This window comes from Nucisporomicrobium flavum, assembly GCF_016464385.1.
Lineage (GTDB): Bacteria > Actinomycetota > Actinomycetes > Mycobacteriales > Micromonosporaceae > Actinoplanes > Actinoplanes flavus_A.
In genome coordinates this window covers 272,334-285,152 of record NZ_JADMLH010000005.1, presented here as the reverse complement: position 1 = coordinate 285,152, position 12,819 = coordinate 272,334, and the positions used below count along the sequence as shown (strand labels likewise).

The following is a 12,819-nucleotide window of genomic DNA, read 5'->3' as shown; positions in this document are numbered from 1 at the left end:
GTGGTCGCAGGCCAGCCGCGACACGGTGGTGGCCGTGCTGATCCGCACGGCATCACCTACCGACAGCGACCGCAGCCGCAGAAGCCGATAGCGGCGAGCGATCAGAACCGCCGACGCGGTGTCGAACGTCGGCTCGCTGTCTTCGAACATGTCTGAGTTGGCGTTGAGCAGGCAAAACGTCCACTCGGTAGCGGCGTCAATCGATTGCTGCTGGGACTCAGCCGTTGCGGCGGTCGAGCCGGCATGCGGCGGGAGGGCGGACCGAGCAGAGCGCGGCCTACTACCGCTAGTTCGTCGAGCGGGCGTCGCGGGCCCGCCGGCGCGGCGCCGGCGGTTGCGGGTAGGTCATGCCTGGCGCGAAGAGGGTGACCTGGCCCGACTTCTTGGCGTGATACAGCGCGATGTCCGCGTCGGTCAGCGCGCTTGACCACGAGGCGGTGGCAGCCGCGTACGCGACTCCGGCGTTGCCGCGAACCACCGACCCAGCGAGGCTGTCGATGGTGATGGCCGAAATGGCCTGCGCGGCGGCCTGCCGCGCGACCGACGCGCTGCAGTCGGGCAGCAGCAGTGCGAATTCGTCGCCACCAAGCCGGCCCGCCCACCCTTGATGCCGCGACGCCAGCTCGGCCAGCCGGGCGCCGAGGGCCCTCAACACCTGGTCACCGGCGGGATGACCATGTTCGTCGTTGACCGCCTTGAACATGTCCAAATCGACGAAGATCAGAAAGCGTCCGCGGTCGTTGGACGCGGCGTAAGCCTGTTTGAGGCCGACCCGGTTCAGCACGCCCGTGAGCGGGTCGGTGCGAACCTGATCGGCGAGCGTGTTGTTCCGCCGGTGCAGGCGGCGAATCGTCGGCGTCATGCTGAGCCGACCGCCGAGCGCGCCGATGAAAGCCGCTGTGATGAGCCCCGCAGCCACAGTCTTCTGCACGAGATTGCCTCCTAGGTAGGAACCGTCCAGGCGATGCAGCGGCAGACGCGGTCGCGCGGACGGGCAGAGTCACGGACGCCAGGGGTGTCAGCGCCAGCGCCCGACCGTTCTGCGGACCCCCGGCGCCAACCGCCGCCGGAGGCGGACAGGGCCGCTCCAGCCACGGCGCCCGGCGCGCCACCGCGGCGAGCGTGTGCTGGCCCCGAAGGCCCGGGGCCGGCCCGCATCGGCGGCCGGCAAGGCTCCAGGCACGAGAAGATCTCTGGCCGAAGGCCAAGATGTTCTCGGACCGCCTTGCGGCCGTCCCCGGGCCTTGCCACCGTGCCGGGCCAGCACCGCCGCCGTCGGCCGAGCGGACGCACGTGGGTCATGACGGCGTTCGCGGGTGTGTGCCGCTCGAGGTGCTGTGCGCGGTGGTGGCGCCGTCGGGCGTCATCGAGATCGGGGTCTTGTGTATCGCATCCGTGGCCGCGTCCGCGGCCGGGCGCCTGGTCTCCCGAGCTCGCCGACCGCCGCCGTACGTCCAGATCGAGCCGCTGCTGGTCGCCGAAGTGGAGGTCGACACCGCCGTCGACCGGCCGCTCGGACGACACCGCCACCGCGTGCGGCCCGTACGGCTGCGCCCCGACCTGGCCCCCCACGACGTCCCGCCGCTCAGCGCCCGCCTTTGACACGTATGGCCTGGTCAGATGATTGCTCGGTCAGTCCCGAGGCGGGTGGTCGTTCGGAGGGCCGTTACGGTGACGTTCGCCCGAACGGAGCACGGCGCTAGACAGATATGGGCGCTGCGGTGCCCTGGCCTGTCCAATAGGGGCCATGCCAAGTCTGCGCCAGCGTTGGACCGCCGCCCGGCAAGCCCGGGCGTCCGGGCAACCCGCGACCACCACCTCGCCCCGGCCGGCACGGCAACGACCACGTCGGGGCGCCGCCATGCCTTCGGCAGTCCACCCCCGGTCCCGTGGCGGCGGGCGGTCGGCTGCTCGCGGCGTCGAACCGGCGGAAAGGCCAGATTGGCGTACCACCGCCACCACGATCGCCGGCGTCGTCTCGGTGCTCTTGGTCGCGGCGGGCTTGTTCTACACCAACGACGCCAACCGCAAACAACAATAACTTGGCATCGACCAGCAGAAACCCGCCTTGCAAGGACAGGTCGCGGACCGGTTCACCGCGGCGTTTGACCAGCTCGGCCAGGAAGACGATAAGAAGCAGGACAAGCTGTCCATTCGCTTGGGTGGCATTTACGCGCTGCAGCGACTGATGATTGACTCCCCGCCGGACGAGCCCGCAGCGGTCCAAGTGCTGTGCGCCTTCGTACGCACCCACGCCCCGCTCGCCGCCGATCCACCCAAAGCCGTGCCCCCGGCGCCGGCCGATGTCCGCGCCGCCCTCACTGTCCTCGGCCACCGGCCTAATCCGTCCGCGCACGTTCTCGACCCCTCCAACACCCTGCTGGGCCTCGACCACGTGGACTTGGCAGGTGCGGATCTGGCCGGGGCGGACCTGACCAGCGCGGACCTCTCCGGTGCGACCTTGACCGGTGCGGACCTGGGCGGCGCGGAGCTGAGCCGCGCGAACCTGAACGGCGTTTACCCGGAGTCGGGCGCGAACTTGACCGGTGCGGACCTGTGCAACGCAACCCTGAGCGGCGCGGACCTGCGCCGTGCGGAGCTGGGCGGCGCGGACCTGAGCCGCGCGAGACTGGCCTTTGCGGACCTGCGCGAGGCGGACCTGGACAGCGCGAATCTGAGCGGCGCATCCCTAGGCGACGCGAGACTGGACGGCGCATCCCTAGGCGACGCGAGACTGGACGGCGCGTACCTGAGCGGCGCGGACCTGCGCGACGCGACGGGTGTTACGTCACAGCAGCTGGCCCGAACATGGTTGGACGGGCTGACCCGTTTTCCGGCGGGTGTGTCGGCACCCGCTCCGGCTCCGCCTCGATGACACCGCCATCGCGGGCCGAGCGTCGCGCAGCTGTAGTCCGCCGTTGCGACTAGGGCGGTTGCCTTCGCCCATGGGACCTCAAGGCGCCGAACTGTGACGCCCAGCCGCTGGCGGATGCCGTTGCCCCTGCACAAGGTGCGGCCTCGCCGGTTTCCCGAAGCTCGCCGGGTCGCCACACCGTGTCTTCTTCGCTCGTGGCGACGGGCCGGCTGCAGAAAGCAGCCGGCCCGTCGGGGCGGTACGGGTACCGATGCGGTTACCTGTAGATCATGTTCGCGGTGCTGGTCAGGCTGCACGCTCCCAGCCGCACGGACTCGATGCCTCCAGAGGTCGGGAAAGTGAGGCACTTGTGCTGGCCCCAGCTCTGGTAGGCGCCGAAGCTCTTCAGCACGTACCGGCCGCTGCTGGTCGTGAAGACCTCCCATACGTTGCGGGAGTTGGTCGGTGAGCAACTGACGTAGAGATAGTTGCTCGCGGCGTTGCCAAGAACGCCGAGGCAGCTGCCGCCCTGCCGCTTGAGGATCCACAGCGGGTGGTTGTTGTAGTAGCCGGCCAGCGTGACTGACCAGTTGCCGTACTTCGCCGGCGTGGTGCTGCACTTCTGCAGGTAGAGATCTTCGAGCGGATCGCCGTAGGCGTAGAAGCAGTTGCCGTACCGCACCGATTTGATGTCGCGATAGCTGGCCGCCTGCGCCGGCCCGGCTCCGGCGACCACAGCGGCGCCCACGAGCATCAGCGCAGCCAGCACGCTGGCGATGATCGGGAAACGCCGCGGACGTATTCGCCCCGGTGTGCTCACGTTGAATGTACGATGCCGCCCCATCGTGCTGGCTGTTGCAGCAGCGGCGTGGGGGCGAGGCTTGTTGTCCAAACCTCGTCGATGGTCCTGCAGCGAGACGTAGTCGTTCATGAATTTGAGCCTGATGAACACTGCGTCGCCGATATAGCTGTCTGAGGCTGTCTGGAGCTGTCCCCCCGTCCGGTGACCAGTTTGGATGCTGTTTGGAGTGGCTTGACGTTACAAGCTGAAGGTGGCGGAGACGAGATAGTGATCAGACGGTGGCGGTCCGGCCGGGATGTGTACTCGGTAGGTGCTCGCATCGACGTGGGTGCGCATGGCCTCGTTGACGAGGAGCCAGTCGATGAGCAGCCCGCCGCCTTCTCCAGGCTCGTCAATCACCGTCGGCGCCAGTTTCCCTGTCCGGTCGGCGTTCCAGGCGAGCTCGGCGATCGCGTGGAAGCCGCCCCCGTCGACCCGAGTCCCGGTGTCGTCATCCCACCGGCCGATGAGGTGGTCGACCGCGTCGGTGTCGGGCACCCACCGGCCCTGGGCGGCGCCGTCGTCGATGCGTCGGCCTCTGTGGCTGCGGGCGACGTAGGTGGCGCTCGGCCAGTCGCACTGCGGGAAGTGGGGTCCGCTGGCGGTGGAGTTGAGATCTCCGCCGCCGATGACCGGAAGCGGATCGTTGCCGTAGCGGGCCAGCAGCTCGGCCTCCTGTCGTCGGCACGTGCCGGAGCGCGGGTTGAAGTGGGCGACGAAGGCGAGGAACTCGGTGCGCTACTCTCGGCGTGATCCGCTGGTGGCGACGGCGAAGCGGGCCACGTTGCGCTGGTCGTCGTAGACGTTCGGATCGCCGGGGTTCGCCCAGCTGCGCAGCATTAGCTGGTTGGGGTCATAGAAGATCGCCGGTGGGATTGGGCCGCGAGACAGCGAACCCAGCACACCGGCATAAGGCACGCCCGTCCGCTCCGGCTTGCCGGCCGACGGTTCACGTTCCTCCAATGAGCAACCCGCGGTATTAATCCCGCCCGTAGTATTTCCCTGACACAGCAGCGCCAGCGCCGGTGGCGTGTTAAGGATGGCGAACTCCCCCTGTAGTAGCCGCATGTTGATGGCGTTGCCGGCGGTGCGATGCCCCCGCTCTGGTAGTTGGGGCGGCGATGACGAGCGCGCTCATCGGCTGGTCGGCTGCCGTGGCGGTGCCGGCGGCGCAGCATGGTTGTTTCGATCCCGAGATGGGCCGCCGCGTTTGCGCATGGTCACGCCGGCGTCGGTGAGGATTCGGTGGGTGGTGGCATAGCTGTAGCCGATGGCGGCCGCGATCGTGCGGATGGTGTCGCCTCTGGCGTACGCGGCTGCGGCGGTCTTTTGCAACGCCCGACGCTCCCAGCGGGGTAAGAGCAGGTATTTGCGGCGGGCGATCTGCGTGGGTGCTGCCGCTGGTGCGGTGCCATCGTCGGGCATGGTCGAGCCTTCCTGCGCTGTCTGCGTGTCGATGGGGGCGCTTATCGGTTGTCGGGTTCGCGGACTGCCGACGGTGGTGTCACCGCGGAGGTCGTGGCGGCGGGTATCGCGCGGCGGCAGGCCGGGGATGCGGTGTCACGACCAGTCAGGCAACGGAGAACCACGTCGATAGAGGCGCTGATCAAGTGGGGTGGAGGGTGTGGGGTGACTTTTAAGCAGGAGCGTTTCCCAGACCTGCCATCGCTGTGATGGCAGCGGCGTGGATGTCGGTGCCTGGACCGCCGGTGCGGGGCGGGCGGTGCAGACCGGTCGGTGGTCGCGTTCGGTCATGGCGATCTGGACAGCGGCGACCAGGGCGGCGGCTTCTCGGCTGGTGTTGGCTTCTGCGGTCACGAGGTCGGCATGGTCGCGTAGCAGGGCGCGGGCGTCGGACGTTTGGCCGCAGCCGGCGAGGATGCTGGCGTAGGTGGTCAGCAGTTGCCCGCCGACGTGCGGACTGCGGGCGCGGATACGGGCCCGGGTGCGCAGCCAGGTGTGCCAGGCGTCATGGATTTCCGTGCGGGCCTCGGCGCACTGACCGTCGTCGTGTAGCGCGGCGGCGAGCTGGCCGCGGACCTCGGGGATACGGTCGGGTGGGCCGTAGGTGCGGTAGGCGGCGAGCGTGCGCTGCAGTACCGCGACGGCGTCGAACGTCAGGCCTTGTGTTGCGCAGACCCGGGCGTAGAAGCCGGCCGCTCGTTGCCATAGCTGACTGCTGCGGCCGTAGCAGGTCAGCGCGGCGGTTTCGGCGTATCGCACCCAGGTGAGCTGGAGCTCTGCCCGGTCCGGGATGTCCCACTCGAAGGACAGGGTTTCGGCGTAGCAGATCGCGGCCTCGATCAGCCTGGCATCGGGGCGGGCCGTGATCGGGTCGATGTCGGCGAGGGCGTGGGCCAGCAGTCGGCAGGCGCGGGTGTTCTCCCCGGAGAAGATCAGTCGTTCGGCGCGGCGGACCACGTGCGGCAACACCGCGACTCTATCCACGCTGCGCCTCCGGGCCGGGTTTGCGGGCGAGGCCGCCGTAGACGGGCACTTGGTCGGGTGGCGGCGCATCGGGGTCGGGGTTGCGCCACCGGGTGATCGGGGTGAGGCCGGGTGGGATGAGGTCGAGTCCGGTGAAGAACCGCGCGACCTGGGCTCGGTTGCGGCTGGTGAAGTCCGACGTGATGGCACGCACCGCTTGCACGGTTGCCGCTGCTACGAAGTCGCCGGTGCCGTGGGAGATGGCCAGGTAGCTGCCGGCGGGTAGCGCGTCCATCAGCGTCTGCACGACGGCGTACGCGTGGTCGGTGTCGGGCACGAGATGCAGGACCGCGATGAGCAGCAGCGCGACGGGCTCGTCCATGTTCAGCGTGCCGACAAGCTCGTCGTCTGTGAGGATGCGTTCGGGGTAGTTGAGGTCCGCGTCGAGGTAGGCGGTACGCCCGGCGGGGTGGCTGACCAGCAGCGCCCGGGCGTGGGCGAGCACGAGCGGGTCGTTGTCCACATACACGATCCGAGCGCTCGGGTCGATCGCCTGGGCGACCTCGTGGGTGTTCTCGGCCGTGGGCAAACCGGTGCCGATGTCCAGGAACTGGCGGACGCCGACCTCTTCGGCGAGGTAGCGCACGACGCGGTGCAGGAACAGGCGGTTGTGGACCGCGGCGGTGCGCGCATGCGGGTAGACCGCCTCGATCGCGTCGGCCGAGTCACGGTCGGCCTGGTAGTTGTCCTTGCCGCCGAGCCAGTAGTTGTAACGGCGCGCGGGGTGCGCCACCGTGGTGTCGATACGCGGCGGCATGTCAGCAGTCATCGCGTGACTCCTGCCTGGCCGACGCGGCGGCGTGCTGTGCGGCGGTGTGCAGCGGCGGCGATGCGGTCATCGGGTCATGGTCCGTTCTCGCTTGTGCTGGTGTGGGGAGGGTGGTGTGCCGCCGCGTTAGGCGACGTGTACGGCGGCACACCACCCCCGGGGGTCGACCCGCCCGGGGGAGGGGGCCGGCCCGGTCTATTGGGGGCTTTGGTGGGGCGCGAAGGCCGGGTGTGCGGGCGAGCTCCCTCCAGTGCTGCCCGCACACCCGGTGACTCAGGTGCTGGCCAATCCGCGACAGTTGGCGGACGGGTCGTGGGTGAGGGTTTTGGGGGCCGGCCCGGCAGTGCTGGGGCGTAGGGGGCTGCCGGACCGGCCGGTCTCAGTCAGCCTTCAGGTGGTAGGGCTGTGCGGGGTTGTGGATGTGTCGGCTGGTGGCCGCCACATGGGGTAGAGCAGTGGGCCGCCGCGGGCGACGGGGTACGGCTCGCGTGGTTGGTAGCCGTGTCGGGCGTACCAGTCGCGACCGGTCGGGCTGGTGGCTTCGAGGTAGGCGCTGATGCCGGCGGCATCAAGGTGGCGGGCGTGGTGTCTCAGGAGCTGGGTGCCGTAGCCGCGGTGCTGCCGGTTGGGGTTCACTGCGATCCAGCCGAGGTAGTGGTGGGGTTCGTCGTGTGGGTGGTGGCGGCGCATGGCGTCGTCCAGGGCGACGAAGCGGGCGGTGTACGGCGCGGTGATCTTGCCGAGGCGCGTGTCGTAGTCGCGAACTGGGGGTGGATCGTCGGGGTGGTACGGATACCAGACCGCGACGGCGAGGCGGTCCTCCGTGATCTCCACTCGGCCGTGCTCGAGCGCGTGCTCGGCGAACATGGCGAAGTAGTGCGGGTAGATCCGCCTGCGGTCGCCAAGCTCGGCGACCAGCCAGGGAGCGAGGTCTCCGTCGAGGAATGCGTTGGACAGGACGGCGGCGATCGAAGACACGTCTTCAGGGCCGGCCTCGACGATGGAAAGGCTGGGCGGTGTCACAGCCGTGCTCCGGTGCTGGTCGCGACGTTTCCCACGGTGGTGTCGCGGTTGGCGCCGAGCCCGATTGCGGCGTACACCGTCGGTCGGCGTGCCTTGAGGTACAAGGCCCGAAGGAAGCCGAGCAGGCCGGCGACGGCGAAGCTGCCGGGCAGGATCCAGCGCATCGGCGAGGCGGGATCGACGCCGGTGAGGACGTCGAACTTCGCCACCGTGGCGACCAGGACCACGGCCAGCAGCGCGGCGGCCACGATCGGGGCGATGACGCCCCGTATGGCGCCGACGCTGCCGCGGTTGCGCGGACGGGTGAAGTACGCAGCGACCGCGATCGAGGTGAACACCATCAAGATCAGGACGCCGAAGCCGCCGAGCACGGTGAGCCAGAAGAACATCTGCAGGAAGGGATCCCAGCCGAAGACCGCGAAAGCGGCGATGCCGGCAAGACCGATGATGGTCTGCAACAGGGAACCGCTGAGCGGCGCCTTCGTCCGGGGACTGGTGCGGCCCAGTACGGCCGGCAGAACCCCTTCACGGCCGAGGGCGAAGTGGTAGCGGGCCGACGTGTTGTGAAAGGACAGCGCTGCGGCGAACAGGCTGGTGATGAAGAAGAGATGACCGAGGGTGATCACGAAGCTCGGCAGGTACGGCGCTGAAAGGGTGAAGATCAGCTCGGAGCCTTCGGCGGTGGCGCGTTCAACGATGTGGTCGGGGCCGGTGGCCACAATCATCGCCCAAGTGCAGAAGCCGTAGATCAGGCCCACGAACGCGACAGCGAAGTAGGTGGCGCGCGGCACGGTGCGTTGGGGGTCTCGGGTCTCCTCGCTGTACACCGCGGTGTTCTCGAACCCGACGAACCCAGCGATGGCCGTGGCGCCCGCGACGGCGGCGACCGGCCCGGTGAACAGGTTGCCCGGAGAGAGCGTGGTGAACGACACCTCGCCGCCCGCCGGATGAGCCAGCTGAACGGCGGCGAAGAGCAGCGCGACGGCGATCTCACCAATCAGCAGCACCGCCAGGACTCGACCGCTGAGGTCAATCCGGCGACCGCCGAGCCACGCGATGGCCATCCATCCGAACAGTGCCCATACCGACCACGGCAGGGTGGTGTGGAACTGCTCTTTTATGAAGGCGGCGAGGACGACACCGAAGCCGCCATAGAGACCGACCTGCATCACGTTGTACCCCAGGACAGCGACGAACGACGCTGCGACGCCGGAACGCTTGCCGAGGCCTTGAGTGATGTAGGTGTAGAAGGCGCCGGCGTTCACGATCTGCCGAGCCATCGCGACATATCCGATGGAGAAGATCATCAAGATCGCCGCCATGACGAGGTATGCAAGGGCGATGCCGGTGAGCCCGGTGACGGCGAACCCGGCGGTGGCGCCACCGGCGACCACCGTCAGCGGTGCCGCAGCGGCCAGCACGGTGAAGACGACCGGTCCCACACCCAGGCGGCTGCGGGCCAGTGTTTGTGACAAGACGGACGGGGATGAAGGTTCTGACATGGGCGACGGACTCCTTGCGTGAGAGGACTGCCTGCCGCGGGTGACGGTCAGGCAACAGTGCTGACGGCTGCGCTAACGGCGTTCTCGGCGTGACGTAGCAGCTCTCGGACCGCTTCCGGGGCGGCGCTGATGTGGTGGCGAAGCTTGGATTCCAGCGAGCTGGCGGAACCGAGCAGGATGCGGGAGTGGAGGTCGGTGGCGAGGATCAGTCCGCCCAGCACGGTGTCCTTCTTGCCGAGATTTTCGCGGCGGTCCAGGCATCCCGAGATACGCGCCCATGACCAGGCGGCACGGTTCTGGTCCACCGGCGGGTAGAGCTTGGACCGCCGGAGCGACCAAGCCCGCTCGGCACGAATGAGTCCGGTGCGCCGCATCTGCTGAGCGACTTGGTCGTAGATGTCGCCGTCGGGCTGCCCGGGGTCGCGAAGGTAGGCCAGCCAGTCCCGCACGGGCATAGCGTTTCGTTCGTCCAGCAGCCGGCTCATCAGCGTGGCCGCGACCGGCTCCGCCGGACAGCCGAACGTCTCCACCACGACGGTGTCGTTGCGGATGTCGACGTACCCGGCCATCAGCAGTTCAGCGATCACCGCAGCCCCTAGGCCGAGCCGGGCAACATCAGGGTGCAGCAGCGGCGTGCCCCGATCGTCGTGAGCGACGAAGAAGAACCCGCTCACGAGGTCGAACCATTGACGCCATCCCGGGGTGTCCCAGGCGACCCCGGCCGGTTGATAGCCGCCGGCGGCAATTCGTCCGTCGCGCGCGACCGGTGGAGGTGCCGCCGGCGGAGGCTCCGCTGGCGCCGCGGGTGCTGGCGTCTCGGCGAGGTGGCGAGGGGCGTGTCGGGAATGGTGAGGCGTTTCGGCGTCGTAGGGGCGCGGCCCGTACCGACGCCCAGGGCCAGCGCCGGGAGTGCCATAGCTTAAAAAGTCCATGCGCGGGTGACCTCTTCCGGGCAGAGCCGTCGAGCGCCTGCACTCGTCGCTCGACGTGCGGGTGGGGCAAGAGCTGGAAGGCCGAAGCAGGCGCTTTGGCCGTGGTGAGCCGATCGCCAGCGCGGGGGGATGGCTTGGCGGACCCCTTCAGCTCTGACGTTGTCGCGGTTATGCAGATCGTCGGTATTGACATGGCGCCGGCGCGACGGTCTGCTGCTGCGTTTAGACGTCGAAGATCCACTGTGGACTGATGAGTCGGGATGGTCGGCAGACAGTCGGGAAGCGGTGAAGCAGCTGCGCATCCGAGCCTCGGCTGGTCGCGACCAGCATGAAGGTCATGGTGAGCGTGGGTTTCCCCGTCCGCCGCCGGGTTCATCTCCGTCGTCCTTCACGAGCCGGCGGAGTCGCCAATACGGCCGGACCTGCATGGCGCTGTGCCCCACCGATGCCTAGTCCGCCACGCCAGGTGCAGTTGCCACACCGAACGCCGTAGCCGCACTGCGGGCACCAAGAAGTGATCCCTCGCAGAGCCCATCCCAGAGCGGCTCCAATAACGGCGGAGACGGCCGCGGCCGCGATGACAAGCATCAGAGCGGGTCCTTTCTCCAGGGGCGCCGAGACGCTCGACCTCACCCAGCCGGCGGAACGACTACGTCGCGCCGGACCACACGGAGACGAGCATCGATCGTGTTGGCCCTCATTGAACTTTGAGACAGCCTAAAAAGCAACCTTCTCAGCTAGCGTTGTACCGAAACGGCTTGCTCAAAGTTAGAGGGACTCAAACCAGGCTGGCCAGACTTGGCTGGCCTCTATTTATGCCGTGCGGCAATGCGCGTATCATTTGAGTGAGACATCGGTTGGAGGCGGCAGTGCCCGAACTTGTTGGTCACGACCCAGTACGGCGAAGCTTCGCCAGGCTGTTCCTCAGCCTGCGCACGCGTGCGAAGGTCACGCAGGAAGGTGCCGCCAAAGAGCTTGAGCTGGGCCGCGCCACGATCAACCGGATCGAAGCGGCAGAAGACGGCGTGAAGCTGCCGCGAACGTTGGTCGCGGCGATGGCGGAGCTGTTCGGCTGCGACGACAAGGAGCAGCAACTTCTCTTCGGCCTCGCCGCCGAGACCCGCAACGGCCGGCAGCAGTCCTGGTGGCAGGACTACACCGGTACGGAGGTTCCGGCATGGTTCAGCCTGTATCTCTCCCTCGAAGGCTTCGCAGAACGCATACGAGTGCACTTCGGCGAGCTGCTGCCGGGACTGATACAAGATCCCGCCTATGCCCGTGCCGTCATCGGCGTTCCACCTGACTACTGGTCAGACGACGAGGTCGAGCGCCGAGTGGAGTCGAGGCTACGCCGACAGCAGATGCTGGAAGGCAAGCCTCCTGTATTCGAGGCCATCGGGTCGGAGGGTGCGCTCTACAGGATGGTCGGCGGCCGCGACGTGATGCTGAGGCAAATCGAGCGTGTCCTAGCGCTGACCGAGCGCGACAACGTAACTATGCGGATCATTCCATTCGATGCGGGCGTGCATGCAGGCATGGCCGCATCCGACTTCACGTTGTTGAATTTCCCGAAGTCGGCCATCTTCGGCGGTGCCGCGAACGGGGCCGGAACAAACGGCAACGGCAGCACGACGATAGGCAACGACTCAATCGCTGAGCCTCCGCTCGCATATGTGGAGACGTTCACCGGCGCGATGTACACGCAGACAGCGGCCGACGTGGAGGCATACAGCGCCCTGTGGGCGGATTTGGAACACCGCGCGCTGTCTCCAGAAGATTCCAGAGCGCTTATCACGACGCGACGGAAGGAGTTGATGCGCTAGCACGCGCGACCCTCGGCAAATATGCAGATCTGCTCGGACGTCTCGTCCGACGATGCGAAGGACATACGATGGCTAGACGGGTCAGCCACGACGAGGTCGTCGGAGCCCACTGGTTCAAAAGCAGCCGGAGCAACAACGGCACCGGCTGTGTGGAGGTCGCCTTGAACCTCGACGGCGTCTACGTACGTGACACCAAGGATGGCGGCGCAGGCCCGATGCTCCATTTCACCGATGAAGAATGGGCAGCGTTCGTAGGCGGGGCCAAGGACGGCGAGTTCGACAAGAACGGGTGAGCCCGATCGGCGTCGTGAGCGCCATACCAGACTCACCCGTTCGCATCCCTAGCGATGACCAAAACTACACAACAACAACGCCCCTTACTAGAACAAGTCGAGAAGTCGTCGGAAGCAAGCCCGCTAGCATCACGCCAGGCAACCGGATGCATCAGGCGACCAACGCGATCTTGAACCATCGATCATTGGCTGTTCGGGAGTCGCGGGAGGTTGTAGTGGCGGGGGGGGGGGGGGGGGCCCCCCCCCCGCCCACATAATTGGGGGGGGGGGGGGGCCGGCCCGGATTTTTGGACGA

General features: G+C 67.8%; 14 protein-coding genes. 4 read left to right on the top strand and 10 right to left on the bottom strand.

Annotated features, from left to right (window positions below; genetic code table 11):
• Positions 1-286: 286 nt before the first annotated feature.
• Positions 287-931, bottom strand: coding sequence for a GGDEF domain-containing protein (locus IT780_RS15310; protein ID WP_199512202.1), 645 nt, complete (start codon positions 929-931; stop codon positions 287-289).
• Between the two features lie 449 nt (positions 932-1,380).
• Between IT780_RS15310 and IT780_RS15305 the strand changes: the two genes are divergently transcribed.
• Together IT780_RS15305 and IT780_RS15300 are read left to right on the top strand one after the other, a co-directional pair.
• Positions 1,381-1,602: a hypothetical protein gene (locus IT780_RS15305; protein WP_199512201.1), complete on the top strand. Its 222-nt coding sequence runs from the start codon at positions 1,381-1,383 to the stop codon at positions 1,600-1,602.
• Between the two features lie 466 nt (positions 1,603-2,068).
• Positions 2,069-2,875, top strand: a complete 807-nt coding sequence (locus IT780_RS15300; RefSeq protein ID WP_199512200.1) for a pentapeptide repeat-containing protein — start codon at positions 2,069-2,071, stop codon at positions 2,873-2,875.
• A gap of 256 nt (positions 2,876-3,131) precedes the next feature.
• On the opposite strand, the gene IT780_RS15295 is transcribed toward IT780_RS15300, so the two are convergent.
• The 9 genes from IT780_RS15295 to IT780_RS15255 all read right to left on the bottom strand — a co-directional run bounded on the left by IT780_RS15295 (position 3,132) and on the right by IT780_RS15255 (position 10,150).
• The gene (locus tag IT780_RS15295) at positions 3,132-3,785 is read right to left on the bottom strand and encodes a ricin-type beta-trefoil lectin domain protein (RefSeq protein ID WP_199512199.1); all 654 of its coding nucleotides are present in this window, start codon (positions 3,783-3,785) and stop codon (positions 3,132-3,134) included.
• Between the two features lie 108 nt (positions 3,786-3,893).
• Positions 3,894-4,193 (bottom strand): endonuclease/exonuclease/phosphatase family protein, encoded by a 300-nt coding sequence (locus tag IT780_RS15290; RefSeq protein ID WP_199512198.1) that lies wholly within the window; start codon positions 4,191-4,193, stop codon positions 3,894-3,896.
• A gap of 240 nt (positions 4,194-4,433) precedes the next feature.
• The gene (locus tag IT780_RS15285; protein ID WP_199512197.1) at positions 4,434-4,763 is read right to left on the bottom strand and encodes a hypothetical protein; all 330 of its coding nucleotides are present in this window, start codon (positions 4,761-4,763) and stop codon (positions 4,434-4,436) included.
• Between the two features lie 66 nt (positions 4,764-4,829).
• The gene (locus IT780_RS15280) at positions 4,830-5,120 is read right to left on the bottom strand and encodes a helix-turn-helix domain-containing protein (protein ID WP_199512196.1); all 291 of its coding nucleotides are present in this window, start codon (positions 5,118-5,120) and stop codon (positions 4,830-4,832) included.
• 135 nt (positions 5,121-5,255) lie between these two features.
• A complete protein-coding gene (locus IT780_RS15275) occupies positions 5,256-6,125 on the bottom strand; it encodes a hypothetical protein (protein ID WP_199512195.1) in 870 nt (289 codons plus the stop codon).
• 10 nt (positions 6,126-6,135) lie between these two features.
• Positions 6,136-6,951: an SAM-dependent methyltransferase gene (locus tag IT780_RS15270; RefSeq protein WP_233412864.1), complete on the bottom strand. Its 816-nt coding sequence runs from the start codon at positions 6,949-6,951 to the stop codon at positions 6,136-6,138.
• 390 nt (positions 6,952-7,341) lie between these two features.
• Positions 7,342-7,929: a GNAT family N-acetyltransferase gene (locus IT780_RS43110; protein ID WP_199512194.1), complete on the bottom strand. Its 588-nt coding sequence runs from the start codon at positions 7,927-7,929 to the stop codon at positions 7,342-7,344.
• A gap of 41 nt (positions 7,930-7,970) precedes the next feature.
• Positions 7,971-9,476 (bottom strand): APC family permease, encoded by a 1,506-nt coding sequence (locus IT780_RS15260; protein ID WP_199512193.1) that lies wholly within the window; start codon positions 9,474-9,476, stop codon positions 7,971-7,973.
• 47 nt (positions 9,477-9,523) lie between these two features.
• Positions 9,524-10,150 (bottom strand): GOLPH3/VPS74 family protein, encoded by a 627-nt coding sequence (locus IT780_RS15255; protein ID WP_199512192.1) that lies wholly within the window; start codon positions 10,148-10,150, stop codon positions 9,524-9,526.
• A 1,127-nt stretch (positions 10,151-11,277) separates the two neighbouring features.
• On the opposite strand from IT780_RS15255, the gene IT780_RS15250 reads away from it, so the two are divergent.
• Together IT780_RS15250 and IT780_RS15245 are read left to right on the top strand one after the other, a co-directional pair.
• Positions 11,278-12,231 (top strand): helix-turn-helix domain-containing protein, encoded by a 954-nt coding sequence (locus tag IT780_RS15250; RefSeq protein WP_199512191.1) that lies wholly within the window; start codon positions 11,278-11,280, stop codon positions 12,229-12,231.
• 68 nt (positions 12,232-12,299) lie between these two features.
• Entirely contained in the window at positions 12,300-12,524 is a 225-nt protein-coding gene (locus IT780_RS15245; RefSeq protein ID WP_199512190.1) for a DUF397 domain-containing protein, read from the top strand.
• The last annotated feature ends 295 nt before the right edge of the window (positions 12,525-12,819 follow it).

What these genes read in the sequence shown, in the direction of transcription:
- IT780_RS15270 (WP_233412864.1), bottom strand. Translation starts at nt 6,951, where the DNA reads ATGACTGCTGACATGCCGCCGCGTATCGACACCACGGTGGCGCACCCC.
- IT780_RS15245 (WP_199512190.1), top strand. Translation starts at nt 12,300, where the DNA reads ATGGCTAGACGGGTCAGCCACGACGAGGTCGTCGGAGCCCACTGGTTC.
- IT780_RS15260 (WP_199512193.1), bottom strand. Translation starts at nt 9,476, where the DNA reads ATGTCAGAACCTTCATCCCCGTCCGTCTTGTCACAAACACTGGCCCGC.
- IT780_RS15285 (WP_199512197.1), bottom strand. Translation starts at nt 4,763, where the DNA reads ATGCGGCTACTACAGGGGGAGTTCGCCATCCTTAACACGCCACCGGCG.
- IT780_RS15280 (WP_199512196.1), bottom strand. Translation starts at nt 5,120, where the DNA reads ATGCCCGACGATGGCACCGCACCAGCGGCAGCACCCACGCAGATCGCC.
- IT780_RS15295 (WP_199512199.1), bottom strand. Translation starts at nt 3,785, where the DNA reads ATGAACGACTACGTCTCGCTGCAGGACCATCGACGAGGTTTGGACAAC.